At 67.3% G+C, this 24485-nt stretch carries 23 protein-coding genes; 9 read left to right on the forward strand and 14 right to left on the reverse strand.

Annotated elements, in window-relative coordinates; genetic code table 11:
* Together MC380_RS00795 and MC380_RS00800 are read left to right on the forward strand one after the other, a co-directional pair.
* Nucleotides 1–1363, forward strand: a 1363-nt coding sequence (locus MC380_RS00795; protein ID WP_242162486.1) for a DUF5916 domain-containing protein, incomplete at its 5' end; no start/stop codon positions are given.
* A gap of 134 nt (nt 1364–1497) precedes the next feature.
* Nucleotides 1498–3720, forward strand: a complete 2223-nt coding sequence (locus MC380_RS00800; protein WP_242162488.1) for a DUF5916 domain-containing protein — start codon at nt 1498–1500, stop codon at nt 3718–3720.
* A gap of 36 nt (nt 3721–3756) precedes the next feature.
* Here the strand turns inward: MC380_RS00800 and MC380_RS00805 are convergent, their stop codons facing one another.
* The 12 genes from MC380_RS00805 to fusA all read right to left on the reverse strand — a co-directional run bounded on the left by MC380_RS00805 (nt 3757) and on the right by fusA (nt 12778).
* Complete coding sequence (locus MC380_RS00805; protein ID WP_242104561.1) at nt 3757–4395, reverse strand: hypothetical protein; 639 nt, start codon at nt 4393–4395, stop codon at nt 3757–3759.
* 83 nt (nt 4396–4478) lie between these two features.
* Complete coding sequence (locus MC380_RS00810; protein WP_242162490.1) at nt 4479–5195, reverse strand: hypothetical protein; 717 nt, start codon at nt 5193–5195, stop codon at nt 4479–4481.
* Nucleotides 5196–5219: 24 nt separating this feature from the next.
* The gene (locus MC380_RS00815) at nt 5220–5783 is read right to left on the reverse strand and encodes a DUF1439 domain-containing protein (RefSeq protein ID WP_242162492.1); all 564 of its coding nucleotides are present in this window, start codon (nt 5781–5783) and stop codon (nt 5220–5222) included.
* 69 nt (nt 5784–5852) lie between these two features.
* Nucleotides 5853–6278, reverse strand: coding sequence for a hypothetical protein (locus MC380_RS00820; RefSeq protein ID WP_242162493.1), 426 nt, complete (start codon nt 6276–6278; stop codon nt 5853–5855).
* Nucleotides 6279–6314: 36 nt separating this feature from the next.
* Complete coding sequence (locus MC380_RS00825) at nt 6315–6872, reverse strand: M23 family metallopeptidase (RefSeq protein WP_242162495.1); 558 nt, start codon at nt 6870–6872, stop codon at nt 6315–6317.
* 19 nt (nt 6873–6891) lie between these two features.
* Nucleotides 6892–7620, reverse strand: coding sequence for a tellurite resistance TerB family protein (locus MC380_RS00830; protein ID WP_242162497.1), 729 nt, complete (start codon nt 7618–7620; stop codon nt 6892–6894).
* A 52-nt stretch (nt 7621–7672) separates the two neighbouring features.
* Entirely contained in the window at nt 7673–8029 is a 357-nt protein-coding gene (locus MC380_RS00835) for an NIPSNAP family protein (protein ID WP_242162498.1), read from the reverse strand.
* 9 nt (nt 8030–8038) lie between these two features.
* A complete protein-coding gene (locus tag MC380_RS00840; RefSeq protein ID WP_242104554.1) occupies nt 8039–8683 on the reverse strand; it encodes a LysE family translocator in 645 nt (214 codons plus the stop codon).
* A gap of 162 nt (nt 8684–8845) precedes the next feature.
* Nucleotides 8846–9217, reverse strand: coding sequence for an HU family DNA-binding protein (locus MC380_RS00845; protein WP_242104553.1), 372 nt, complete (start codon nt 9215–9217; stop codon nt 8846–8848).
* Nucleotides 9218–9468: 251 nt separating this feature from the next.
* Nucleotides 9469–10197, reverse strand: a complete 729-nt coding sequence (locus MC380_RS00850) for a hypothetical protein (RefSeq protein WP_242162500.1) — start codon at nt 10195–10197, stop codon at nt 9469–9471.
* 78 nt (nt 10198–10275) lie between these two features.
* Nucleotides 10276–10728 carry a DUF3574 domain-containing protein gene (locus MC380_RS00855; RefSeq protein ID WP_242162502.1) on the reverse strand — a complete coding sequence of 151 codons (453 nt, stop codon included), beginning with the start codon at nt 10726–10728 and terminating at the stop codon, nt 10276–10278.
* A complete protein-coding gene (fusA, locus tag MC380_RS00860) occupies nt 10715–12778 on the reverse strand; it encodes an elongation factor G (protein WP_242162504.1) in 2064 nt (687 codons plus the stop codon). Before fusA ends, MC380_RS00855 begins: the two co-directional genes overlap by 14 nt.
* Before the next feature lie 244 nt (nt 12779–13022).
* On the opposite strand from fusA, the gene MC380_RS00865 reads away from it, so the two are divergent.
* Nucleotides 13023–13457 carry an OsmC family protein gene (locus MC380_RS00865; RefSeq protein WP_242162507.1) on the forward strand — a complete coding sequence of 145 codons (435 nt, stop codon included), beginning with the start codon at nt 13023–13025 and terminating at the stop codon, nt 13455–13457.
* On the opposite strand, the gene MC380_RS00870 is transcribed toward MC380_RS00865, so the two are convergent.
* Entirely contained in the window at nt 13454–15403 is a 1950-nt protein-coding gene (locus tag MC380_RS00870; protein WP_242162509.1) for a hypothetical protein, read from the reverse strand. The two genes, MC380_RS00865 and MC380_RS00870, sit on opposite strands and share 4 nt — an antisense overlap.
* 103 nt (nt 15404–15506) lie before the next feature.
* Here MC380_RS00870 and MC380_RS00875 point away from each other — a divergent pair, with 103 nt between their 5' ends.
* The 3 genes from MC380_RS00875 (at nt 15507) to MC380_RS00885 (ending at nt 17883) form a co-directional block, all read left to right on the forward strand.
* Nucleotides 15507–16385 (forward strand): LysR substrate-binding domain-containing protein, encoded by an 879-nt coding sequence (locus MC380_RS00875; RefSeq protein WP_242104547.1) that lies wholly within the window; start codon nt 15507–15509, stop codon nt 16383–16385.
* A complete protein-coding gene (locus MC380_RS00880) occupies nt 16382–17062 on the forward strand; it encodes an alpha/beta hydrolase (protein WP_242162511.1) in 681 nt (226 codons plus the stop codon). Before MC380_RS00875 ends, MC380_RS00880 begins: the two co-directional genes overlap by 4 nt.
* A 116-nt stretch (nt 17063–17178) precedes the next feature.
* Entirely contained in the window at nt 17179–17883 is a 705-nt protein-coding gene (locus MC380_RS00885; RefSeq protein ID WP_242104545.1) for a glycine zipper 2TM domain-containing protein, read from the forward strand.
* A 183-nt stretch (nt 17884–18066) separates the two neighbouring features.
* Here the strand turns inward: MC380_RS00885 and MC380_RS00890 are convergent, their stop codons facing one another.
* Nucleotides 18067–18942, reverse strand: a complete 876-nt coding sequence (locus MC380_RS00890) for a PhzF family phenazine biosynthesis protein (RefSeq protein ID WP_242104544.1) — start codon at nt 18940–18942, stop codon at nt 18067–18069.
* A gap of 74 nt (nt 18943–19016) precedes the next feature.
* On the opposite strand from MC380_RS00890, the gene MC380_RS00895 reads away from it, so the two are divergent.
* From MC380_RS00895 to murD, 3 genes are read left to right on the forward strand one after another with little or no spacing between them, the layout of a single operon-like run.
* Nucleotides 19017–21635, forward strand: coding sequence for a bifunctional aspartate kinase/diaminopimelate decarboxylase (locus MC380_RS00895; RefSeq protein ID WP_242104543.1), 2619 nt, complete (start codon nt 19017–19019; stop codon nt 21633–21635).
* On the forward strand, nt 21628–23046 hold the full coding sequence (gene murL / locus MC380_RS00900; protein WP_242104542.1) for a UDP-N-acetyl-alpha-D-muramoyl-L-alanyl-L-glutamate epimerase: 1419 nt from the start codon (nt 21628–21630) through the stop codon (nt 23044–23046). The genes MC380_RS00895 and murL overlap by 8 nt, the downstream gene beginning before the upstream one ends.
* Nucleotides 22994–24457: a UDP-N-acetylmuramoyl-L-alanine--D-glutamate ligase gene (gene murD / locus MC380_RS00905; RefSeq protein WP_242104541.1), complete on the forward strand. Its 1464-nt coding sequence runs from the start codon at nt 22994–22996 to the stop codon at nt 24455–24457. The genes murL and murD overlap by 53 nt, the downstream gene beginning before the upstream one ends.
* Nucleotides 24458–24485: the final 28 nt, after the last annotated feature.

A 24485-nucleotide genomic window follows, 5' to 3' on the forward strand; every position in this document is an offset into this window, starting at 1 on the left:
CCCCCCGCTTTCGGAGTTCCGCCCGCTGCTGCCCCCCCGCGGGGGGGGGGGGCCCGCCGACGACGGCAACGGCGCCGGCGACATCGCCGCGGCGGTGAAGCTCAACGGCAACCTGGGCGCGGCCAAGTACGGCGTGTTCTACGCGGACGAACGCGGCGATGTCGGGCGCAGCTTCGGGGCGCTGCGCCTGGTGCGGGACTTCAGCGAGCAGAACCTGGGCATGATGCTGACGCAGGTCGAGCGGCCTTATCTGGACCGGGAAGCGACCGTACTCGGCATCGACCACGACTGGAGGCCGACGCCGCGCTGGAACATCCGCAGCCGGCTGTTCGGCAGCCGCATCGACCAGGACGGGCAAGCGGAAAGCGATCTCGGCGCGACCGTGTGGGCGGACTACGAGATGGATCGCGGCTGGCGCCAGCAATGGATCGCCATGCACTTCGGCAATGCGCTGCAGATCAACGATGCCGGCTACCTGTCGCGCAACAGCCTGAACTACCTGCACTGGCAGGCGTCGCGCCGCTTCACCGATCTGCCGGAAGACTCGCGCTACGCCTCCAAGGACTGGCGCTGGCGCATCAGTGGGACCGACAACAACCACGGCGATCGCCTGCAGCGGCAGTTCCGCATGAGCCGCGACGGCCAGCTGCGCAACGGCAGTTCCGAGTATGCGCAGATTAACGTCAACAGCAGCGGCGTGGACGACCAGATCACGCGCGGCAACGGCAACCTGCGCCGGCCGTCCAATTTCAACGCCTATTACGAATACGGCCGGCCCCGCAAGGGCAGCTGGGCGTGGGAGACGGAGGTCGAAGCCTTCAGCGGCGGCCTGGCGGGCAACGACAAGATCGGCTACCGCGTCGAGTTCTCGCCGACCTACTTCATCAACGATGCCTTCAGCATCATCGCCGGCCTGTCCTATGAGCGCACCCCGGATTGGCTGGTGTGGCAATGCGACGATCCGGATGCGGCCTGCGGGAACCGGATCGGTCGCTTCGACGAACAGGCGCTGGAACTGGATGCAGGCGTCAACTGGAACATCGGCAGCAAGCAGGAGCTGCGGGTGAAGCTGCAGGCGCTCGGCCTGGACGCCGCCCTGCAGCAGGTCGTGCGGGTGCAGCCCGATGGCAGTGCGCTGGCCGTCGACGAGGCCGTCGACGATTTCAACGTGCGGACGCTTGGCTTCCAGATCCGGTATCGCTACGAGCTGGCACCGCTGAGCTACCTGTACGTGGTGTACGGCCGCGGCGGCTACCGGCAGGATCCGTATTCGGACGATGTCGGCAATCTGCTCGGCGACAGCTTCGATATCCGCGACGACGAGCAGTTGCTGGTCAAACTGAGCTACCGGTTCGAACTGTAGCGCACGCTCTTCGAACGGCAGGGGGCTCCGCATCCGCGCCGCCGGGTGCCTGCCGTAAGTTGGGTGACCAACGACAGGCGAGCCGCCGCGGGCAAGGGTACAGGCTGTGCGCGACCTTCGACCGGAATGCAGGCATGCGCACGGCTCTTGGCGTTTTCCTGGCCGCGCTGTCCGCGCCTGCCCTGGCCATCGAGATCGACGGACGCATCGACGAGCCGGAATGGCAGCGGGCGCAACGGGTCACCGACTTCCGCCTGACCGAGCCGCTCAGCCGCGAGCCCCTGCCGTTGCCGACCGAGGTGCTGATTCTCGCCACCGAGGAAGGCCTTGCCATTGGCTTCCGCAACAGCCAGCCCGCCAGCGTGCAGCGCAACCGCCAGCGCGGGCAGCGCGACCAGGCCGGCGCGGTCGACCGGGTCAATCTGTACGTGGATTTCGACGGCGACGGGCGCACGGGATACAACTTCACCGTATCGCTGGCCAACAGCATCAACGACACCACCATCACCAACGAAAACCAGTTCAACGACGATTGGGACGGCAGCTGGCGACACGCCACCTCGGAAGACGACGGCGCGTGGTACGTGGAGATGCTCGTGCCATGGCACATCGCGCCGATGCGGGAAGCCCAGGGTGGAAACCGCACCATGCGCGTTGGACTGGACCGGGTGATCGCGCAGACCGGTCAGCGCGGCTCGTGGCCTGCGGTGGGGTTTACCGAACCCCGCTTCCTGACCCAGCTGCAGCCGGTCACTGTACCGGCCTTCAGCCAATCGCTGCTTGCGATCACGCCGTACGTGTCGGGAATCTACGCCGGGGGTGAGCTCGACGAGCGGGGCAGCGATTTCGACGCAGGCGCAGACGTCTTCTGGAAACCGCATGGACGCTTCCAGCTCAGCGCCACCCTCAATCCCGACTTCGGCCAGGTCGAGAGCGACGAGCTGGTGGTCAATTTCAGCGCCACCGAAACCTTCTTCAGCGACAAGCGCCCGTTCTTTACCGAGAACCAGGGGTTCTTCGACGTGCCCTTCGGTTCGCTCAACCAGCGCAGCCGGCTGCTCTACACGCGCCGCGTATCGGGCGACGTGACCGCGGCGCTGAAGCTAAACGGCAGCGTCGCGGGATTCAACTACGGAGCATTCGCCGCCGACGAGGAAGACGGACGCGAGTTCTACGCGCTGCGCGGGACACGCGATTTCGAGGGCGGCGACGCCGGCAGCCACGGCTTCGGGGCAATGGCGACCCGGGTCGAATATCCATCGGGGGTCCGCACGGCGGATGTATACGAGGCGGACCATCGCTGGTCCAATGAACGCTGGAACGTGCGCAGCACCGTGGTCGGGTCCGACGTGGAGCAATCCGGCGTCAACCGGCGGGATTCCGGCGCGCAGGTGCTCATCGACTACGACATGCAGAACACCTGGCGCCAGCAGCTGTACGCGCTGCATGTCGGCAAGGACTTCGCGCTCAATGATTTCGGGTATCTGGAGCGCAACAATTTCAACTACCTGCGTTACGACCTGGGACACCGCGTCACCGACCTGCCTGAGTCCTCGGCCTACACCGGGTTCGACTGGCATTACGCCGCTTCGCACCGCAGCAACGACCAGGGCGAGCGCATCGCCTGGGCTGCGTCCGTCAACCGTCAGGGCAACCGCCGCGACGGCGGCAACGATTTCTTCGATATCGCGATGTGGTCGGCGGGACAGGACGATCTGATCACCCGCGGCAACGGGATCGTCGAGGTGCCGGCCAAACTGTATGCCTACTACGAGCGGTTCCGCCCGCGCAAGGGTGCCTGGCAGCTCTACGGCTATGGGCGCTATGCGGGCGAAGGTCTGGAAGGTCCGGAGCAGGGAGCCTTGACCCTCAACATCGAACCGACCTACTTCGTCAATGACGAACTGAGTTTCACCGCCACCCTCGAACTGTCGTACAGCCCGGACTGGTTGCTGTGGCGGGAGGACAACCAGTTGGCGACCTATCGTTCGAACCTGGCCTATCTGGCCGCGGGTGCGACCTGGCTGATCGATCCCAGGCAGGAGCTGCGCGTGCGCCTGGAAGCGATCGGGCTGGATGCGGAGGCACTGCAGTCGTGGCGGGTTATCGATCGCAAAGCGGTCGCCAGCGACGAAGTGGTTCCGGATTTCTCGGTGCGCAACCTGGGTTTCCAGGTGCGCTATCGCTATGAGCTTGCGCCGCTGTCCTATCTTTACGTTGCCTACGTACGCGGCGGCTCGCTGTATCAGGAGGGGCGGGACAATCCGTTCGGGGTCGATGACGAGTTCCGCCAGGCGTTCGACCTGCGCGACAGCGAACAGCTGCTGGTGAAGCTCAGTTATCGGTTCGAGATCTAGCAGCCGCTGCCGTACGCGTTGCGACGGCGGGCAGGATCATTCATCGTCGAGGCTGGTAAAGGCGCGAATCGCCGTCACTTCGAACAGCGCACCAAGGCGGGGGAAGCGCGCATCGTCGCTGGACACGGACATTTCATCGCGCGGGTACCACGACGCCTGGATCGGTGCGGCTGCCGGCGGGGGGCCAAGTTCGACGGCGAAATACATTTCCTCACCTGGACCCACATCCAGAGCCCCGAGCGTGTCGTCGTCCGCATCCAATGACGGACTCCAGGCATCCTGGACAAAGCCCTGCAGCGTGGCGTCGAACCCATAGAAGTAGAACGGCTTGCCATTCGCACGGCGCAGGTCGGCAAAGGACATGCCCACATGCACGTTTTGCTTTCCGCGCCAGCGCGAACCGCGATCACGTACGGTAATGCTCGCAACACCGGTGAGCGCATCCTCGTCGTGGAACGCGACATAGGCACGCCGCGAAGGATCGCCTGGGAACAGGACCAGGCCGCGCGGGGCATCGTCCGTATCGGATAGCGGCGCGACCTGGACGTTCTCCGTTCCGAATCGCGCCTGGAATTCGGCGACCGTCGATTGTTCGGAATAGTCGCCCGGAAGGTGGAAGCCATCGCCCGGCGCGGGCTCGGCGCCATGGGCCGTCGCGCAGGCACTCAGCGCCACGAGCAGGAGTGCGACGCACCGTGTCGCATGTGGCGGCGGCGCTCGCCCATTTGCGTCCTGGCTGATGCGCGGCGTGGAGCTGTTCACTGCTGCACTTCGCGCAGGTCCGCCGAGCGGATCCGCCAGCTGCGTTGCTCCGCCGTGGCGCCATCGACGACGGTGCGCTGGAGGACGTAGCTGCCCGCATACCGGCGCACGCTGCCATCGGCCTGGGTGGCTCTGACGGAAACGGGCACCTCGACATAGCGCTGGCCGGCCCCCGCGTCCTCGCGGCCAGGTGCACCGACTTCCACGGAAACGCCCTGGGTCTGGGCGAAGCCTGCTGCGAACTGTTGCGGCGATTGCCCGCTGGCACTGCCGTTGCCGGACCACTGCCCATGAGCGCGGCCGTAATCGCGTGCGTTGATCGCCGCGTAGTAGTCGCGTATCACCGACACGGCATCGGCAGCGGTTGGTTCGGCCGCACCGGTATCTGCAGTTGGCGGTGCGGTCAGCGGCCCGTCGCCGTCGGGATCGATGCCCACGCCGGTCTCCGGATTGGCGATCGGCGGCAACTCCTGGATCACCAGATCGCCTGCGGGTGGCGTCGCCGGCGGTGCGCCGCCCAGCGATGGCGTCTGGCCCTGTCCACCGGGCGCGATGTCCGCGGTCCCGGTGACTCCCGCCCCGGACACCGGGGCGGGTAACGCATCGCTCTGGGCCTTGGACGCGCCGCTCTGCGCGTCCTTGTCGCGGCCGCCGCAGGCGCACAGCGTCAGAGTGAGGAGCAGAAACGTCGTGCGGGCGATGGTCGCGATCATCGGCAGGTGCTCATTGACAGGTGTTCATTGGTCGAGGTGGACGACGACTTGGCCGCTCTCGATCGTAGTGGATCCGATGCGACGCGAGGCGAGTTGCTGCATCAGACCGGAGTCGAACTGGTAAACGGGCTCGTCGCGCGCGTAGTCGCTGAGCCAGCGGTTGATCAGCTCGCGCCCGGTGGCGTTCATGCCCCCGCCCAGCTGCGGCACGTCGACCGATTCGAGCGTCGGAGCATCCAGATGCAGGCCGCGCGTCTGCGGGTTCCAGCGCAGGCCGCTCGCTACCGCGAAATGACCGGCCGGCGAGCGGCTGTCCTGGCCGAGGGTACCGAAGCCCACATCGAAATCCAGGCGCAGGCGGCTGCTGCCCTGCGGAATGCTCAGGCGCGGATTGAGCACGCTCAGGGTGACCAGGCCGCCGAGCTTGTCGTAATCGCGCGGAAAACGGCGATCGAGATAGCCCTGCAGCTGGGGCGCGGTGAAGGTGACGCTGTTGCCAAGCAGCGCGCCCATGGCCCCCAAAGTGGAGCAGGCGGACAGGACTGCGCCCACACCCGCCATCAGGACGAACAGGAATACCTTGCGCATGTGCATTCTCCGTCGCGGACAGGCTGGCACGGTGGCGCGCACGCGGTGAACGCGCGGTAAGGATCCCGGCTACAGCGCCACGCGGCGCGGCTGCAGATAACCGAGCAGCAGGCCCAGCACCAGGACCGCGGCAGTTCCGAACAGCATCTGCTTGTGCACCAGGGCCGCCGGCCATGGCTGCACGGCGTAGTAGATCAGGTAACCCGGGAGTGTTGCCGCGGCGGCGAAGCCCGCGCCGAACCGCAGGCCGCGGGTCATCGAGCGCTCCCCGGCGGGAGAAATCTGGCGGTACAGCCAGGTCAGGCCAAAGCCGATCAGCAGATGCGCTGCCACCATGTACGGCAGGAACGCTTGCGCATCCTCGGGCCCGCGCACGAAACCGCTGGCCACGAGCGCCTGGTAGTCGGCCTTCAGCAGCACGCCGTGGATCAGAAAGTCGAGCATCAATGCGGCGACTGACACCACCAGGCCGCAGATCCAGAACCGCTTGTCCATCGTCGTGCCTCGTGCGCTGCCGGGATGGCGCGCATGCTAGCGCGTCGGGGCGCCGCCGGCGCCGGCGCGCAGCAGGGGCAGGGCGTCGTAGGCGCCCTGCGGCCCATAGATGCCGTAATGCAGGTGCGGTGGCGTGCCCTTGGCATTGCCGCTGTCGCCGACGAAGCCGAGCACCTCGCCCGCCTGCACGATGCGCCTGTCTGCGAGATGCGGCGCCCAATCCTCGAGATGCGCGTAGTAGTGGCGCTCCCCCGCCGGCCCCAGCACCCAGACCTGGCGCCCGCCCAGCCCGCCTTCGCGCACCGAGACCACGACGCCGTGGGTGGCGCTGCGCACCGGAGTACCGCGGGGCGCGAAAATGTCCACGCCCTGATGCGTACGGTCGCGGCCGCGCGGCGCGCCAAACGTATCGGCGATACGCGCGGCCTCGATACCCTGCACTGGCACTGGCAGAGAGGTGGGCCGGGGCATTCGGGACAGCTCCCAGGTCGTACGCGGAACCTCCATCCAGCGCGAATACCACAACATACGTGCGCCCAGCAGCAGCGCCGCAATCGCCAGCAGCCACAGCAGCACCCGCGCGGCCCCACGCATGATCAGCAGCGCTGCGGAATCAGTCGGCCCGCCGCACTTCCTGTTCCAGCCGCTGCTTCAGCGCCTCGTCCAGCTTCAGTTGGCGCGCCAGCTCGTCCAGGTAGGCACGCTCCATGAAGCTCTGTTCGTCCGCGGCAAGCAGGCTGGCCAGGTACATCTCCGACGCCATTTCCGGCGTGCTCGCGGCTCGCGCGACCTCGGCCGGGTCCAGCGGGCGTTCCAGCTCGGTATGCAACCAGGCCTGCAGCGATGTGTCCGCGTCGATCCGGCGGAATTCGCCTTCGATCACCTCGCGCTCGCGCGTGTCGATATGGCCGTCGGCCTTGGCGGCGGCGACCAGCGCCTTGAGGATGGCCTGCGCATGCAGCTCGGCCGCTGCCGGCGGCAGCCGGTCCACGGTCTGGGGCTCGCTCCCTTCACCTGTGCCTGACTGCTGCTGCTTCCAGTCGCCGTAAGCCCGGTAGGCGAGAACGCCGACCGCGGCCACACCGCCGTACAGGGCGAGCTTCTTGCCATACTTGCGCGCCTTCTTGTTGCCCAGCAGCAGGCCCAGCGCGCCACCAGCGAGGGCACCCTTGCCGAAATCGGCATTGAACAAACCGCGATCTTCCTTCGTGCTGCTGGGCTGCGATGTGCGCGTGGCCAATGGCCCGCCGCCGACGTTGCCGAGCAGGTCACCCAGGCCGCCCTGGCCGATGCCCTGCTGCGCGGTCCTGAGCAGATGATCGAGGAAACCCTGGGTCTTCATGCGCGCTCCGCCATCGTTCGAAACCCGATGATGTGGGCGCTTCGCCGACGCTTCAAGACGGCGAAGCGGCGCGCAGCGCATCGATGCATGCCTCGTCGAGCGACATGACGATGCTGGTGTAATGACGGATCGGCGCCAGGATCGCCTGACGCGGCCCGTTGCGCCATTCGTCGCTGCCATAGAACGCGTCCTGGCTCGCATCGCGCTCGGCCACGTCGCGATAGGCGCGGATCAGGAAGTAGCTGTCGGCATCGTGGCCCGAGGGTCCATACGCCACGACATCCACGTTCCAGCGGCGCAGCATCGGCACCGCCTGATCGGACATGAGCGCATGGAACGCCTCGCGGGTTCCGGGCTGCAGCTCGTAACTGCGGATTTCGACTGCTCGCTTGATGCTGCTGGCAGGCATGGCCGGATCCTACGTTGAACTGCGCGACTGCAAGGCCAGGCGCAGGCCGAGGCCGATGAATACCGTTCCCAGCATGCGTTGTCGCCACCGCGCCAGCCGGGTGCTGCGCGCGACGCCATTGCCGATCTTTCCGGCGGCAAGTGCAAGCATGCAGCTATGGGCGAAGCCGATGACGGACAGGAGCGCGCCCAGCACCAGGAACTGCAGCCACGCCAGGCCGCGCTCGGGATGCACGAACTGCGGCAGGAAGGCGAGGAAGAACAGCGCGACCTTGGGATTCAGCACGCCGGTGACGACCGAGTGCAGGTACACGGTGCGAGCGCGCCATGGACCGGCGGCCGGCCGCAAGTTTTGCTGCCCGTCGCGGCCTTCGCGCCATGCCCTGAATCCCAGCCAGACCAGATAGGCCGCACCGGCGTACTTCACCACTTCGTAGGCGACGGCGGAGGTGGCGAGGAGGGCGGACAGGCCAAGGCTGGCCGCCAGCGCATGCAGCAATGTCGCGGTTTCCAACCCCAGGGCGGCGACGAAGCCGCGGCGTATGCCGCCTGCGACGCTCTGCCCCAAGATCCATGCGGTGCCCGGCCCTGGCACCACCACCAGCAGTGCGGCGGCGGCGAGGTAGGTGAGCAGGGTGGTGGTGTCGAAGGGCATCCTGGCAGGCTACATCGTGAGCGACGCGGCGTGCGGCATACCGCCGGAATGCTTCGTCGCACGCCTGCTTGCCGCAAAAGAAGAAGGCCGACCCGTGGGGCCGGCCTTCTTCATGCTGCAACGCAAGGGACGAGCCGATTGCCGCCCGTCGCGTCGACGCGCTTAGGCAGCGGCGTCCTTGAGCTTCTTGAGCGGGCGCACCTTGACCTTGACCGAGGCCGGCTTTGCTGCGAACCACTGCTCTTCCTTGGTGAAGGGGTTGATGCCCTTGCGCTTCGGCTTGGCCGGCACGTTGACGGCGGTGATCTTCAGCAGGCCCGGCAGGGTGAAGCTGCCCGCGCCCTTCTTGCTGACCGACGCGTGCACGGCGCCTTCCAGCGCGCCCATGACCGAACGCACGTCCTTCGCCGCTACGCCGGTCTGCTCGGCGATGTGGGCGACCAGGCCCGACTTGCTCAGGGCTTCCTTGATGGGCTTGGGGGCGGCCGGCTTGGCGGCGACCTTCTTTTTGGCGGCGACTTTCTTCTTTGCCATGTGCGTTTGATTCCCTCGTCGAGAAAATATGGTTACAGGTGGGTTTTTCAGCTTGTTCGTCCGGGTCGATGGAGCCGGCAGGCGCAATGTATTGCAAGAAATCCCGGCCGCCAAGTCCTATCGCACCTGTTTTCGGCTTTTTTTTCGGGTTTTCCGCAAACCGCCCGACGACCGGCGCAGCGCGAGCGGGTGCCCGGCTTCATGTCGTGCAAGCGCGCTGCGACGCAACGCATTGAAACCATGGGCGGGAATCAACGGCCGGGCTTGGCGGTGAGCTGGGTGACGTAGTACGTGGTCTGTCCGTCGGGTCCGGAGGTCATCGACTGGCCCATGTCGACGAAACCCAGATCCTTCCACCATTGCGCCGTCCCGAACGCACGCGATGCGTCATCCCAGCCGCCTGGCGGGTTGTGGTCCGAGGTCGGTGCGATGGTGAGGATCTGGCACACGTCGCGGCCGCAGCGCACATCGATGGTGCGAATGCGCCCGCCCGACTTCTCGCCGATGGCGTCGACGGCCGCCTGCAGTTCCCGCTGCGCGAGCGGCGTCCAGCGCGGATCGGGGTTCTTCAGCTGCTCCTGCAGGCGCTGGTTCAGCACGCCGACCGAGTTGCAGCGCATGATCCTGCCATCCGGATCGATCGCCTGGCTGCAATCGCCCGGGTCGAGCATTTCGCTGAACTTCTCGGCGATCTGGTCCTTGCCGAGCTCGCGCAGGTAACGCGGCATGTCGGCTACGGCAACCGCTGCCGCGGGCGAAAGAGTCGGTCGGGCGGCAGCGTCCGCCACGTCCCGCGCACCTGCATCGTCAGGCACTGGTTCGCCGACCGGTGATTGCTGGCGACTTTCGCCCTGTGCGCTGGCAGCGTCGCTGCCCGAAGGTGGAACCACCGCGCGATCCGGGTTCCGAAGCGTGGACCAGGCCATCACCCCGATTGCGGCGACTACGCCGATGGCGACGACTTTGCGGCCGGTGGTCATCGCATTCCTCCGTCGGCTGGCGTTGCTGCCGAATCGATCCTAGCGCCGATCCGGTTCACGTCCCGTCATCGCGGATCGTCAGAAGGCGACGCAGGCGGCGCTGCGTTCGCGCAGCACCGCCTCCTGGCCGAAGCGGCGTTTGTACTCGGCCGCGATGCCGGCCACATCGTTGCGCGAAGCCGCATCACCCGAATGCAGCAGGGTCAGCACCTGCGAGGCTTCCGTTTCGACCTGGCCGCTCGCGCCGCGCCACTGCCCGGTTGCCGAGGCTACCGTGAGCCCGTCGGGGAAACGCGGTGTCACCACCTGGTCCAGGAACACCTGCCACTGGTCATCCGCGACCTTGCCGCCATCCGGGCGATTGCGGCCGAAGTACAGCACGTCGCGGACCATGGCACGGTCGCCGGCTTGGCAGGACGAGGCGGCAGCGAGCTGTCGCGGCGGCCCATGCAGGCAACCGGCGACTCCGACCAGCATCGCCAGCGGCGCAAGCCGGGCAACCACCGAGTGCTGAAAGTCAGTCTTCCTCATGCCGGGGCTTGTACGTCTCGCTCAGCCTTTGCTGCACTTGCACCGGGACCGGTTCGTAATGGCTGAAATCCAGTGAGTAACGCCCACGTCCGGCCGTCACCGACTTGAGTTCCGCCGCGTAACCCTCCAGTTCCGACAGCGGCACCTGGGCCTTGACCACGATTTCCCCGCCGCGCGCCGAATCGGTTCCGTTGATGCGCGCACGCTTGCTGGCCAGGCCGCCGCTGATGTCGCCCATATGCTGCTCGGGCGCGTTGACTTCGAGATCGACGATGGGCTCAAGCACCTGCGCCCCGGCTTTGGAGATCGCGTCCAGGAAGGCCTTTTTGCCCGCCGCCACGAACGCCACTTCCTTGCTGTCGACCGGATGATGCTTGCCGTCGTACACGATCACGCGCACGTCCTGGATCGGGTAGCCTGCGATGGCGCCGGAGGCGAGCACCTGGCGGACGCCTTTTTCGACCGCAGGAAGGAACTGGCCGGGAATGGTGCCGCCCTTGACCTCGTCCACGAATTCGAATCCAGCCCCGCGCGGCAGCGGTTCGATGCGCAGGAACACCTCGCCGAATTGGCCGGCTCCGCCGGTCTGCTTCTTGTGACGGTGGTGACCTTCGGCGTTCGCACTGACGGTTTCGCGGTATGCGATCCGCGGTGGATGCGTCTGCACGTCGACGCCGTATTTCTCCTTGAGTCGCTGCAGGACCACGCGCAAGTGCAGGTCCGACAGGCCATGGATCACCGTTTCGTTGGTTTCGTTCAGGTGTTCGACCTGGAAGCAGGGATCTTCCTCGGAGAGCTTGTGCAGCGCGGTCGCGAGCTTCTGCTCCTGGCCCTTGCTGGCCGCATGAATGGCCAGGCCGAACATCGGGCGCGGGAATTCGGTAGGCGCCAGGTGGATCTGGTCCTCGTCGTGGCTGTCGTGCAACACCGCGTCGAAGTGCAGCTCGTCCACCTTGGCGACCGCGGCGATGTCGCCGGGAATCGCCTGGGCTATTTCCACGTGTTCCTTGCCCTTGAGCTTGAACAGGTGAGCCACCTTGAACGGCTTCTTGCCGTCGTCGATGAACAGTTGGGTGTCCTTCCTGACCGTGCCCTGGTACACCCGGAAGATGCCGAGTTTGCCGACGAAGGGATCGTTGACGATCTTGAACACGTCGGCGATGACGTGCGCATCCGGATCGGGGGCGGCGTGGATCGGCTCGGCCGCATCGCCCGCGCCTTTCACGAATGCCGGTGGGTTGGCCTCGCCCGGATGCGGGAACAGTTTTTCGGCCACGTCCAGCAGTTCGCCGATGCCCGCGCCGTTACGCGCTGACACGAAACACACCGGTACCAGGTGGCCCTCGCGCAGGCATTGCTCGAAGGCATCGTGCAGCTCCTGGCCGCCGAGGCCGTCCTCGCCGAGGTCGAGGTAGCGGTCCATTACCTTCTCGTTGACCTCGACCACCTGGTCGATGATCTTCTGGTGCCAGTCCGCGACCGGACCCAGGTCGGAATCGCCCGTGCGGTTGCCGAAACAGTCGACCACCGCCTTGCCGCCGTCCGCGGGCAGGTTGAGTGGAAGCACTTCTGGGCCGAACTCCTCGCGCAGTTCCTGCAGGACGCGTGCGCAGTCGGCTCCTTCGTGGTCGAGCTTGTTGATCACGATCGCGCGGCACAGGTTGCGTTCCTTGGCGCGCTCCATCATCCGCCGCGTGCCGTATTCCACGCCGGTGCTGGCATCGACCACGATGGCCACGGTTTCCACCGCAGCCAGCGCGGAGAGCGCCGGGCCGCGGAAATCAGGATAGCCGGGGGTATCGATCAGGTTGACGTGGATGGGCTGTTGACCAGGCGCACCATGGTCGGTGCTGGCAATGGCGGCATCGAGCGAGTGGCCGCGTTCCTTCTCTATGGGATCGAAGTCGGACACGGTGCTGCCGCGTTCGATCGTGCCTGCCGTCTGGATCGCGCCGCCGGCATGCAGCAGGGCTTCGAACAAGGTTGTTTTGCCGGCGCCTGGATGGCCCGCGAGGGCCACATTGCGGATCTGCTCAGTGCTGTAGGACATGCGTCCGTTCTCCCTGGCTGGGGTGGAAGGACGTCATGCTCGTCCGCTGCTTGGGTCAGCGCATCCCTCGAGCAGGATGCTCGGCGGGCGGTCATGGCGGGGATGCCACCTTATCGCCACTGCGTGGCCAGGGTCGCGTTGCGGCGCAGCAAACCACTCCCGGATACCGGCCGCCATGGCCGTAATCCCGCGCTAACGCGCGCGTCGTTAAGCTGGTTTCTCCAGACACCTCCGAGGAACATACATGGGCATTTCGCGCCACGCGACCGCGCACTGGGAAGGCGACCTCAAGAGCGGCAAGGGCCGGCTCGGCACACCGCAAAGCGGCCTGATGAACGACACGCCGTACGGATTCAACACCCGCTTCGGCGACGTCAAGGGCACCAATCCCGAAGAACTCATTGCTGCGGCGCACGCAGGCTGCTTCACCATGGCGCTGGCGGCGCGGCTGACCGAGGCAGGATTCATACCTGCCTCGCTCGACACCCGTGCGGATGTGGACCTGTCGATGGAAGGCGGTCCCACGCTCAGCGCGATCCGGCTGGTCACCAAGGCGTCGGTCCCGGGCATCGACGAGGCGAAGTTCCGCGCCCTGGCCGACGATGCCAAGCAGAACTGTCCGGTGTCCAAGGCGCTGAGTGCGGTGCCCATCACGCTGGAGGCCGAGCTGCTGGCCTAGTCGCCCAGGCTCAGGCTCAGCATCGCCCTGCGCGTGGGCTCGTAGCTCTGCATGCCGCCGCCATCGGCGACCCATGCGTACTTGTCGCCCGCGTTGTAGATCCGCAGCCGGACAGCGGCCGGCAGCGTTCCAAGCCGGAAGCGATAGCGCGTGCCGACATTGAACAGGGTGTACCCCGGCGTCCGGGTGCGGTTGAGGGCATCGGCCGGCCGCGGCCCGGAGTAGGTGGCGTCCACGTCGAACGACCAGGACTGCATTGCGGCTGGCCGATAGGTCAGGCTGGCCAATGCCAGGCGCTCGGAACGGCCGACGGGGCGTTCGCCGACCAGACCTTCGTCCACCGCCGGGCCTTCGAGCCGTGCACGCATCCAGGTGGCGCCGAACAAGGCGTCCAGACCGGGCGTCAGCGGACCGGACATGGAGAGCTCCGCGCCACGATGGCGGACGTCGCTCATGAAACGGTAACGGCCATCCCGGTCGAATCCCGGTTCAGGCTTGCTGATCTCGAACAGCGTGCCGATCAGGGTCATGCCTTGTCCGGCCTGCCACTTCATGCCCAGCTCGGATTGCCGGGCCACCGCCGGGGGGAGCACCTCGAACGCATTCTTGGCGTGTTGCGGCGCAACCCCGGCCTCTTCGATGCCGCGCACCAGAGATGCGAACGCCGTCGCCCGCGCGCCAACCGGCAGCACGGCGGATGCGTTGTACAGCCATGCATGGCCGCCGCGCCCATCGCGGACGCCGCCGGTCGAAGTCGCCGATTCCTCCAGCCCTACCCGGCGCAGACCCAGGTTGAGCGCCGCCCCGTACTGCCATTGGCGCTGCCAGCCCAGGCCCAACTCCCGTTGCTCGATGCCGGACCGCGCTTGCGCGCGCGCGACAGTCGACGGCTCGCGCATCTGCGGAACCGGATCGAACAGCGACACTTCGCCCAGCGTGTAAGTGTCCACCTGCGGACTGGTGTAGTCCGAGTCGCGCAGGCGGGCCAGCAGCGTGACGCGGTCGCGGCGGTCAGGCGTGGTCCAGTCGCGCCCGGCGCTGGCTTCGTAGGCGCGGGAGAAAACCGCCCGATCGCGCGCCACCGACACCAGTGCGTCAGCCGCACCCTCCGTCGTGACGTCGGAGAAGATGTTGAAGTCCGAGCGCGGACGCTGCACGCGCGAGTGGACGCCAGACAAACGGACATCCCAGCGCCCTTCCCGCGGTTGCGAGGCCAGGATCGTGCCGTAGGTAGTGTTGCGGGTATCGAAGCGCGACCAGCGCTGACCAAGGTACTCGAGCCGGTCGGGCCTGGGCATGCGCCCGGCGGCCGGCTCGAAACCGATGTCCGCCTGATAGCGCTGGTCGTAGTAACCGTAAAAGGCGGTCGCCTTCCAGTGCTCTCCCAGGTCAAGGCGCGGAACGAGGCCGACGCTGTGATAGCGCGCGTTGTTGCCGAAGATATAGCGCGCGCTGGGCGAGCCGATCACGCCACCCGCCAGCGAAAACCGGCCGTCGTCCGGGCGATAACCGAAATGCGTGCGGAGATAGGGCCTCGGGTTCGTGTCCAGCAGATGTTGCAAGCCAAGTTCGATCCTGGCCCGGGTGCGATCTCCAGGCAGCAACTGGTACTGGACGATGCCCGAAGGCGCCGGGAAGCCGATGTCCAGCGCATTCGGCCCGACGCGGATCTGCGAGCCGCCCACGAGCGTGTCGGGGGGCGCAGCGGCGCGAACGAAATAGGCATCGCCAAGCAGATAGTTGCCGGCCTGCTGCAGATCGAAGCCGCGCACCAGCGATTCGGAGTACAGGCCGATGCTCTCGATGCCGATCCGGCTGCCGAATGCATCGCTGGCCTGTTCTTTCACGTCGCCTGCGTCAGCGGCCTCGGCGGCGAATGAAGTCAGGGCGAGGGCAAGCGCAAGCGCTCCGGGCGGGTGCTTCGGCGGGATCGGCAGAAAAGTCATCGTTCGCGGACAGGGTGGAATCGCGACCACTCTGCCGCCGCCCCTGCTGTTGACATAGCGCACCGATCGATGCTGAGCTGTGAGTCATATGCACAGCTCGCCCATGCCGCCGATCGAAGGTCTGACCGCGGTGATCGAAGCGCATCGCAGCGGCTCGTTCTCCGCCGCGGCCGAAGCGCTCGGCGTCACCCACGGAGCGATCAGTCGCCGGGTGCATGCGGTGGAGCACTGGTTGGGGACCGCGCTGTTTGAGCGTCACGGACGCGGCGTGCGGCCCACTCCTGCCGGTCAGCGTTTCATCGCCGATGTGGGGCAGGCGTTGTCCGCGATCCGCGATTCGGCGGACCGCTGGCGTCCGCGCCAGGAAATGCCCACGACACGGATCAGCATCGTCCCTTCGTTCGCCCGGCTGTGGTTGATCCCGCGCCTGCCCGCGCTGCAGGGGGTGCCGCCGCAGCTGCGCATCGAACCGGTGATCGAGCACCGGGTAGCGGACCTCGGCGACGGGCGGGTCGACCTTGCCGTGCGTTACGGCCGTGGCCGCTGGTCCGGCGTCGAGGCGCGCTTTCTGTTCAGCGAGCGCCTGTTCCCGGTCGCAGCGCCGGCGCTGGCAACGGCGCTGGGCGGACAGGCGCAAGCCGCGCGCATCGCCGAAGAAGCCCTGCTGCACGATTCGGACACTTCACAGTGGCGCGCCTGGCTTGCGGAGTCGGGCGTGCGTTTCCGCGCCAAGGCCGCCGATCGTCGCTTCGAGGATTACGACCTGGTGCTCGCTGCCGCCCGCGCGGGCCTTGGCGTGGCCTTGTTGCGCTCGCCGCTGGCCGACGACGAGCTTGCGTCCGGCGGCCTGATGCGCGTCTCGCGCACCGTCATCCGCAACGTCTCCGGCCATTACCTGGTGTCGCTACCCGGGGCCCGGCATCCGGCACACGAGCGCGTGGCTGCGGCCCTGCTCGCCCTGACCGTCGGGCTGCGCAGGTGAGCATCCGCACAGCCCTGCTGCTCCATGGTGCGGGCGGCGGGGGGTGGGAATGGAACGTCTGGCGCGAGGTCTTTGCAGCTGGCCACATCGATGCGCATGCGCCGGACCTGCAACCGTCCGTTGCCGGTCTGGCGGCGACCTCGTTTTCAGACTACGCCGCACAGGTACGAGCCGCCCTGTCCGACCTGAGCAGGCCTCGTGCCGTGGTCGGCGCCAGCATGGGCGGGTTGCTCGCGTTGCAGGTGGCTAGTGAAGCCGATGCCCTGGTGCTCGTGAATCCGCTTCCGCCGCGTCCATGGCATGCAAGGCTGCCGCTGCAGGAATGGCCGGCGGTGGTGCGCTGGCACGGCGATGCGCGCCTGGCTTCGACCCGGGCAGCCCTGCCCGACGCGGATCCAGTCACGGCAATGTACGCGTTCCGGAACTGGCGCGACGAAAGTGGGCGGGTGCTGCGCGAAGCCCATGCCGGGATCGATACCGACGCCCCGCTGGTTCCGACCCTGTGCGTGATTTCCGGCCAGGACCGCGATGTGCCGGCGGAAATGACTGAAGCATTCATGGACCAGCTCGCCGCGACCAGGATCGGGCTGCCGGAAGCGAGCCATGTGGGTCCGTTGCTCGGGCGCCAGGCGTCTGCTGTCGCGGCGCAGGTCGTTGCGTGGCTGTCGGCGAGGTAAACGCGAGCGCATGCGGCGGCGCGCTTTGCGCTGCAGCCGGTTCGATTCAGCACGGCTTTACCGTTGCGGCTGGACGATGCACGGGCGCCGCACTCCGCTGGCGCTGGAGCATGCAGATGAACCGGCTTTCCGCCTCGATCCTCGCCCTTGGCCTGGCCGCAGTCGTCGGCAATGCGTCGGCGCAGACCTATTACGACAACGGTCGCGACCCGTATGACACCCGCTACGGAAACGCGTCCCAAGGCCCGACCTATGCCTATGCCCGCGTACTCAGCGTGCGCCCCGTGGTCGACGGCTACCGCTCGTCTTCGGTGAGCTCGTCCCAGCGCTGCTACCAGCGCCAGGACACCTACGCAGGCGGGTATCGCAACGATGGTTACAACGACGGCTATCGCGACGATGGCTACTACGACCGCGACCGCTACTACGACAACGACGGCTACGATCGTGGCTATCGCGGAACCAATACCGGTCGTACGGTGGCTACGGTGCTCGGTGGCGTCGTCGGCGCCGTGATCGGCAGCCAGGTCGGCGGAGGATCGGCACGCTATGCCACCTCGGCCATCGGTTCGATGGTCGGCGGTATCGCGGGCCAGAAGGTGTACGAGAACAGCGTGCGCGATCGCTACCCGCGCGCCGGTACCGTGACCGTCTGCGACCCGGTGCCGGATGACCGCTACTACGACAGCTACGGAACCGGTGGAGTGGGCGCCAACGCCTACGACGTGACCTATGAATACGCCGGCCGCGAATACACCGCGCGCACCAATTACCATCCCGGCGACCGGATCCGGGTGCTGGTCGACGTGCGGCCGCAGTAACCGCGCCGCGCAGGAACGACGAAGGGGCCCTCTGGGCCCCTTCGTCTTTTGGGGAGCGCTTCCGTAGGAGCGGCGTGAATCGCAAACTGTTCGCCGTATCGCGCCAAAAGCTCGCGGCTTACGCCGCTCCTACAGGATGGCGGGTGCAACGCGCCGCAGCACGGAAGAGGCGCGCCGCGCGCGCTACCAGTCGATATGACCTCCCACGACCGTGACGACGCGCCCGCCGGACCAGACCTCCCCATCCGCGTCCACCTGCAACTCGATGATCGCGTCGTGGCCGACCTCGCGGCCCTGACTGACCCGGTAAAACCCGGTATCGCCCGGCAGGGCATCCTGGGAGGCGAGCCATGCGGCCAGGGTGGCGTTGGCCGCGCCGGAGGCCGCGTCCTCGAACGCGGCCGGTGCGCCGACCCAGGCACGCACGGCCAGGTAATAGACCGGATCGTTGCTGCGGGCGAACACGCACAGGCCCATGCTGTCGGTGTCGTGGGCGAGCCTGCCGATCGCATCCCAATCCGGGGTAGCGCTACGCAGCGTCGTCTCGTCGGCGATCTCCGCCAGCCACCAGCGGCGTCCGCCATCCATCAGCGCCGGCGGAAGGGTGCCCAGCGGTATACCTGCCAATGCGCCTCGCAGGCGTGGATCGTCGCCGTCTGCAATTTCCATCACCCGGGCCCGTGGCGTGCGCACGGCGATGGTGCGGGTGGGGCCTTCGCCGGAAACCAGCAGCGGCAGGTCGCCAGCGATGCCGGCCTGCACCAGCAGGCCGTCGCGGGGCTGAGCGATCCCCGCCGAGAGAGCCGCGTGCGCCGTGCCGACGCTGGGATGCCCGGCGAAGGGCACCTCGCGGCGCGGGCTGAAGATGCGGATGCCGTAGCTTGCCGTTGGCCTGGGAGCGGCGAACACGAACGTGGTTTCCGGAAGGCGCGTCCAGCGCGCGATCGCCTGCATCGATGCATCGTCGAGGCCCTCGGCGTCGAGCACCACGGCCAGCGGATTGCCGTCGCCGGCACGGCTGGCGAACACATCGAGTTGCAGATATCGGCGTCGGGGCATCGGGACTCTTCGAAAGACGGGCTTCGTCGTAGAATTGCGCGCTCGTGCCCGCGCGGCGGGCGAACACGCATTCTATGTCCTCCCACCTGTCTTTCGACGGCGCGCAAGCCGAAGCCTGGATCGTGCTCAAGTTCGGCGGCACCAGCGTGTCGAAACGACATCGCTGGGACACCGTTGGAAAGATCGCGGCGCAGCGCGCGGAGCACGCGCGCGTGCTGGTGGTGGTATCGGCGCTTTCAGGTGTAACCAATGAGTTGCAGGCGATCGCCTGCGCACAGGTGGGTGCGAACGACGGTATCTCCGCCCGGATCGATGCGCTGGTCGAGCGCCACCGCACGTTCTGCGCGGAGCTCGGGCTGGATCCGGACGCCGTGCTGCACGAACGCCTCGCCGCGCTCCGGAGCCTGGGCCAGGATGAGCGCGCTGCCTCGCGTGCGCTGGACTGGCAGGCGGAGATGCTGGGCCAGGGCGAGCTGCTGTCTTCCACCCTGGGCGCGGCCTACCTGCGCGCGCAGGGTCTGGATTTCGGCTGGTGCGATGCGCGCGACTGGCTCGACGCGGTGGCGCTGCCGAACCAGAACGCCTGGTCGACGCGGTTGTCGGTATCGTGCCGTCAGGCGGCCGACGACGCCTGGCGGACCCGGTTCGCGGCGCAGCCTGCGCGCATGCTGCTGACCCAGGGCTTCATCGCCCGCCATGCCGAAGGCGGAACCGCGATCCTGGGCCGTGGCGGCTCGGACACTTCGGCGGCGTACTTCGGCGCCCTGCTGAAGGCGCGCCGCGTGGAAATCTGGACCGACGTGCCCGGAATGTTCAGCGCGAATCCGCGCGAGGTGCCCGATGCGCGCCTGCTGGCGCGGCTGGACTATGCCGAGGCGCAGGAGATCGCGACCACCGGCGCCAAGGTGCTGCACCCGCGTTCGATCGGACCCTGTCGCGACGCGCGCGTTCCGATGGCGATCCTCGACACCGAGCGCCCGGACCTGCCGGGCACGCGCATCGATTCCAGCGCCGCGACCGTCTCCGGCGTCAAGGCCGTCAGCCGCCGCAATGGCATCGTGCTGGTGTCGATGGAGAGCATCGGCATGTGGCAGCAGGTCGGCTTCCTGGCCGATGTGTTCGAACGCTTCAAGCGGCATGGCCTGTCGGTGGACCTGATCAGCTCGTCGGAAACCAACGTCACGGTGTCGCTCGACCCGAGCGAGAACCTGGTCAGCACCGACGTGCTGGCCAAACTGTCCGAGGATCTCACGCAGATATGCCGGGTGAAGGTGATCGCGCCCTGCGCGGCGATCACCCTGGTGGGGCGCGGCATGCGCTCGCTGCTGCACCGTCTGTCCGACATCTGGGCCGCATTCGGACGCGAGCGGGTCCACCTCATCTCGCAGTCTTCCAACGATCTCAACCTCACCTTCGTCATCGACGAGGCCGATGCCGAAGGCATGGTCGCGCAGCTGCACGCCGAGCTGATCGACAGCGAGGCGATGCCGGTGGGCGACGAAAGCGTGTTCGGGCCGAGCTGGCGCGAACTCGCCCATGGCCGGCCGGTGCGCCCGACGCCCTGGTGGCAGGCACAGCGGCAGGCGCTCCTGGCGATCGCCGCCGCGCCCACGCCCACCTACGTCTACCACTTGCCGACGGTGCGCGCCCGCGCGCGATCGCTGCGCGGCATCGCCGCGATCGACAGGCCTTACTACGCGATCAAAGCCAATTCGCATCCAGACCTGCTGCGTGCGCTGTATGCCGAAGGCTTCGGGATCGAATGCGTGTCGCAGGGCGAGCTCGAACACGCGTTCGCGGAAATCGCAGACCTGGACCCGGCGCGGGTGCTGTTCACGCCCAGCTTCGCGCCGCGCCGCGAATACGATGCCGCGTTCGCGCGTGGGGTGACCGTCACTCTCGACAACGTCGAGGCGCTGCGGCGCTGGCCGGACACCTTCCGCGAGCGTGCGCTCTGGCTGCGCCTGGACCTGGGACGCGGCGATGGCCATCACGCCAAGGTCGTCACCGGCGGCATCGCTTCGAAGTTCGGCCTGCCGCTGCTGGCCTTTGACGACTTCGTGTCCGAAGCAGGCAGGCTCGACATCCGGATCACCGGCCTGCATGCGCACCTGGGCAGCGGCATCGAGCTGCCGGTGCACTGGCGCGAGGTGTATGCCGAACTGGCCGGCTTCGCCGATGGCATCGGCACGGTGGAAACGATCGACATCGGCGGCGGCTTGCCGATTCCGTACAAGCCCGATGCCGAACCGTTCGACCTCGATGCGTGGGCGGACGGCATCGCGGAGATCAAGACGGCCTATCCGCGCTATGCGCTGGCGATCGAGCCGGGCCGCTATCTGGTCGCCGAAAGCGGAGTGCTGCTGGCCCGCGTCACCCAGGTGGTCGAGAAACAGGGCGTGCACCGGGTTGGCCTGGATGCGGGCATGCACACGCTGATGCGGCCGGCGCTGTACGGTGCTTACCATGCCATCCACAATCTCAGCCGGCTCGACGAGGCGCATGAGGCGCCTTGCGACGTGGTCGGACCGATCTGCGAATCCAGCGACGTGTTCGGCACTGCGCGTCGCCTGCCTGCGGCGACCCGCGAGGACGATATCGTGCTCATTGCCGATGCCGGCGCCTATGGCCGCGTCATGAGCAATACCTACAACCTGCGCGGGTTGCCCCTGGAGCATGTCATCGATGACTGAGCGGATCTTCGACCGTGAGGGCGTCGCCTGCTTCCGCTTCGTTGCTTGCAGCTTCGATGCGGCGACGGGCGTGGCGCGGCTGGCGTATGCGTTCGACGACGGCCCGGAACTGGTCGAGACGATCAGCATCCCCGGAGCGCCGTTCGTGATCGATGGTCCCAGAGCCGAGGCGGTGGAACAGGCGCTGCGGCTGCTGCACTTGATCAGTGGAGTGAGCTACTACAAGGCCGCGGTACCGCCTGAGATCCGCATCGACGGCTATGCGATTGATGCGGAAACCGCAGCATTCCTGGAGGAGGTGTACGTCAACGGGCTGGGCGAGTTCGCCTACCGCAATGGACTCACGCTGCGTGGGCGGATCCGCTTTCCCGTTGCAACGGCTGCAGTTGGGAAGGCCGTTCAGCATGAGCCTGCATCGCAGCCGTCACTCGCGGATGGAAGTGCCGTCACGGCGCCGCCGTTGGGCCTGCGTGAACAGGCATTGGTGGCGATCGGTGGCGGCAAGGATTCGCTGGTCAGCATCGAGGCGCTGCGTGCGGCCGGCGTTCCGCAGCAGGTGACCTGGATCGGCGGGTCGCAGCTGATCCGGGCGTGCGCGGAGCGGACCGGTCTGCCGATGCTCAACATCGACCGGCAGCTGGCGCCGCAGCTGTTCGAACTCAACCGCCAGGGCGCGTGGAACGGGCATATCCCGGTCACCGCGATCAACTCCGCGATCCTGGTGCTCGCCGCGGTGCTGGAGGACGCCAACCACGTGGTGTTTTCCAACGAGCGTTCGGCCAGCTACGGCAGCCAGATCGCCGGCACAGGCGAGGTCAACCATCAGTGGTCGAAGGGCTGGGCGTTCGAACATGGTTTCGCCTTGCATGTGCGCCGACACGTTGCGGCGGATCTGCGCTACTACTCGCTGCTGCGATCGTTGAGCGAACTCGCGGTCGCCCGCCAGTTCGCAAAGACCGAGCGCTACGACGCGCATTTCTCCAGCTGCAACCGCAACTTCCACCTGCTCGGCGAACGGCCGGCCAATCGCTGGTGCGGGGTGTGCCCGAAATGCCACTTCGTATTCCTGGCATTGGCGCCGTTCATGCCCAAGCCCCGGCTGGTCGGCATTTTCGGCCGCAACCTGCTCGACGATCCGGCCCAGGTGCCCGGCTACGACGCGCTGCTCGAGTACCAGGACCACAAGCCCTTCGAGTGCGTGGGAGAAGGCAGGGAATCGCGCGCGGCGATGGCCGCCCTGGCCGCGCGGCCGGAATGGCGCGAGGATGCGGTGGTCGAGCGCTTCGCCCTCGAAATCCTGCCCCAGCTGGAAGCGGCCGAACTCGATGTGGCCGCGCTGCTGCAGATCGACCAGGAACATGCCATCCCGCCTGCGCTGTGGGAGCGCGTGCGTGCGCTGTTCGCCGCTTAGGCTGGGAGACCTGGCAGGCCGAAAGGTCGCGCTCTGGGGCTGGGGTCGCGAGGGCAGGGCGGCATATCGCGCGCTGCGCGGCCTGGTCGTGCAGCACCGGAACCCGGAAGCGCAACCGCCCTACCCGGGCGGCCTGACGCTGTTCTGCAATCCCGACGAGGCTGCCGATGCGCTTGCACTGGGCGATCGGCTGCTATCGACCGAACACGAGGTGTCGGCCGACCGCTTAGCCGCTTTCGATGTGGTGATCAAGTCGCCCGGGATAAGCCCATACGGTCCTGAAGCCGTCGCGGCAGCCGAACGGGGCACGTGTTTCGTGGGCGGCACCGCATTGTGGTTTGCCGAACGTCCCGAGGCACGCACGCTTTGCGTCACCGGAACCAAGGGCAAGAGCACCACGACGGCGCTGCTGGCGCACCTGCTGCGGGCGGGCGGGTTGCGCACCGCGCTGGCCGGCAATATCGGCCTGCCTCTGCTCGAATTGCTCGCTGGACAGGCCGAGTACTGGGCCATCGAATTGTCCAGTTACCAGACGCGCGACGTTGCGGCCTCCGGCGTGCGTCCACACCTGGCGATCGTTACCAATGTCTTTCCCGAGCATCTGGACTGGCATCGCGGCGAGCAGCGATACGTGCAGGACAAGCTCGCGTTGTTGACGGAGGCCAGGCCGCGCCTTGCCGTGCTCAATGCGAACGATCCGGTGCTGGCCGCCCTGCGACTTCCCGGATCCGATGTGCGCTGGTACGGCACCGAGGCCGGCTGGCATCTGCGCGGCGATGATCTGTTCCGCGGCGAGGCCAGGATCCTCGATACCCGGCTGGTATCGCTGCCGGGACGCCACAACCGCGGCAATCTGTGTGCGGTGCTGACCGCACTCGAGGCGCTTGGGCTGGACGCGGCCGCGCTTGCCTCTCAGGCCGAACACTTCCAGCCGCTGCCGAACCGGCTGCAGACCCTGGGCGTGCGCGATGGCCTGCTGTGGGTGAACGATTCCATCAGCACCACCCCGCACGCCAGCCTAGCCGCGCTGGACGTGTTCAACGACCGCCGGGTCGCGATCCTGTTAGGTGGTCACGACCGCGGACTCGACTGGACACCGTTCGCCGAGGCGATGTCCACCCATGCGCCGGCCGTCATTGCGACCATGGGACAGAACGGGCCGCGGATTCACCAGTTGCTGGCACCGCTGACTGGGAAGGCTGGCTTCCGGCTGCTCGAGGCAAGCGACCTGGCAGGCGCAGTGGAGGCGGCCCGGGCGGCGCTCGGCGGGGAGGGAGTGATGCTGCTCTCGCCCGGTGCGCCCAGCTTCGGCGCATATCGCGACTATGTCGCCCGCGGCCGCCACTTCGCCCAGCTTGCCGGCTTCGACCCGGACGCCATCAGCGCCATTCCCGGCCTCGGCATCGCCTGACTTCTCCACGCCGCGCCGCCTGCGCTAG

The sequence above is a fragment of the Lysobacter sp. M15 genome (assembly GCF_022662515.1).
Classification (GTDB): domain Bacteria; phylum Pseudomonadota; class Gammaproteobacteria; order Xanthomonadales; family Xanthomonadaceae; genus JAKPBU01.

Coding starts and splice junctions, on each gene's coding strand:
- MC380_RS00800 (WP_242162488.1), top strand. CDS start 1,498: ATGCGCACGGCTCTTGGCGTTTTCCTGGCCGCGCTGTCCGCGCCTGCC.
- MC380_RS00810 (WP_242162490.1), bottom strand. CDS start 5,195: ATGATCGCGACCATCGCCCGCACGACGTTTCTGCTCCTCACTCTGACG.
- MC380_RS00815 (WP_242162492.1), bottom strand. CDS start 5,783: ATGCGCAAGGTATTCCTGTTCGTCCTGATGGCGGGTGTGGGCGCAGTC.
- MC380_RS00820 (WP_242162493.1), bottom strand. CDS start 6,278: ATGGACAAGCGGTTCTGGATCTGCGGCCTGGTGGTGTCAGTCGCCGCA.
- MC380_RS00825 (WP_242162495.1), bottom strand. CDS start 6,872: ATGCGTGGGGCCGCGCGGGTGCTGCTGTGGCTGCTGGCGATTGCGGCG.
- MC380_RS00830 (WP_242162497.1), bottom strand. CDS start 7,620: ATGAAGACCCAGGGTTTCCTCGATCATCTGCTCAGGACCGCGCAGCAG.
- MC380_RS00835 (WP_242162498.1), bottom strand. CDS start 8,029: ATGCCTGCCAGCAGCATCAAGCGAGCAGTCGAAATCCGCAGTTACGAG.
- MC380_RS00840 (WP_242104554.1), bottom strand. CDS start 8,683: ATGCCCTTCGACACCACCACCCTGCTCACCTACCTCGCCGCCGCCGCA.
- MC380_RS00845 (WP_242104553.1), bottom strand. CDS start 9,217: ATGGCAAAGAAGAAAGTCGCCGCCAAAAAGAAGGTCGCCGCCAAGCCG.
- MC380_RS00850 (WP_242162500.1), bottom strand. CDS start 10,197: ATGACCACCGGCCGCAAAGTCGTCGCCATCGGCGTAGTCGCCGCAATC.
- MC380_RS00855 (WP_242162502.1), bottom strand. CDS start 10,728: ATGAGGAAGACTGACTTTCAGCACTCGGTGGTTGCCCGGCTTGCGCCG.
- fusA (WP_242162504.1), bottom strand. CDS start 12,778: ATGTCCTACAGCACTGAGCAGATCCGCAATGTGGCCCTCGCGGGCCAT.
- MC380_RS00865 (WP_242162507.1), top strand. CDS start 13,023: ATGGGCATTTCGCGCCACGCGACCGCGCACTGGGAAGGCGACCTCAAG.
- MC380_RS00870 (WP_242162509.1), bottom strand. CDS start 15,403: ATGACTTTTCTGCCGATCCCGCCGAAGCACCCGCCCGGAGCGCTTGCG.
- MC380_RS00875 (WP_242104547.1), top strand. CDS start 15,507: ATGCCGCCGATCGAAGGTCTGACCGCGGTGATCGAAGCGCATCGCAGC.
- MC380_RS00885 (WP_242104545.1), top strand. CDS start 17,179: ATGAACCGGCTTTCCGCCTCGATCCTCGCCCTTGGCCTGGCCGCAGTC.
- MC380_RS00890 (WP_242104544.1), bottom strand. CDS start 18,942: ATGCCCCGACGCCGATATCTGCAACTCGATGTGTTCGCCAGCCGTGCC.
- MC380_RS00895 (WP_242104543.1), top strand. CDS start 19,017: ATGTCCTCCCACCTGTCTTTCGACGGCGCGCAAGCCGAAGCCTGGATC.
- murL (WP_242104542.1), top strand. CDS start 21,628: ATGACTGAGCGGATCTTCGACCGTGAGGGCGTCGCCTGCTTCCGCTTC.
- murD (WP_242104541.1), top strand. CDS start 22,994: ATGCCATCCCGCCTGCGCTGTGGGAGCGCGTGCGTGCGCTGTTCGCCG.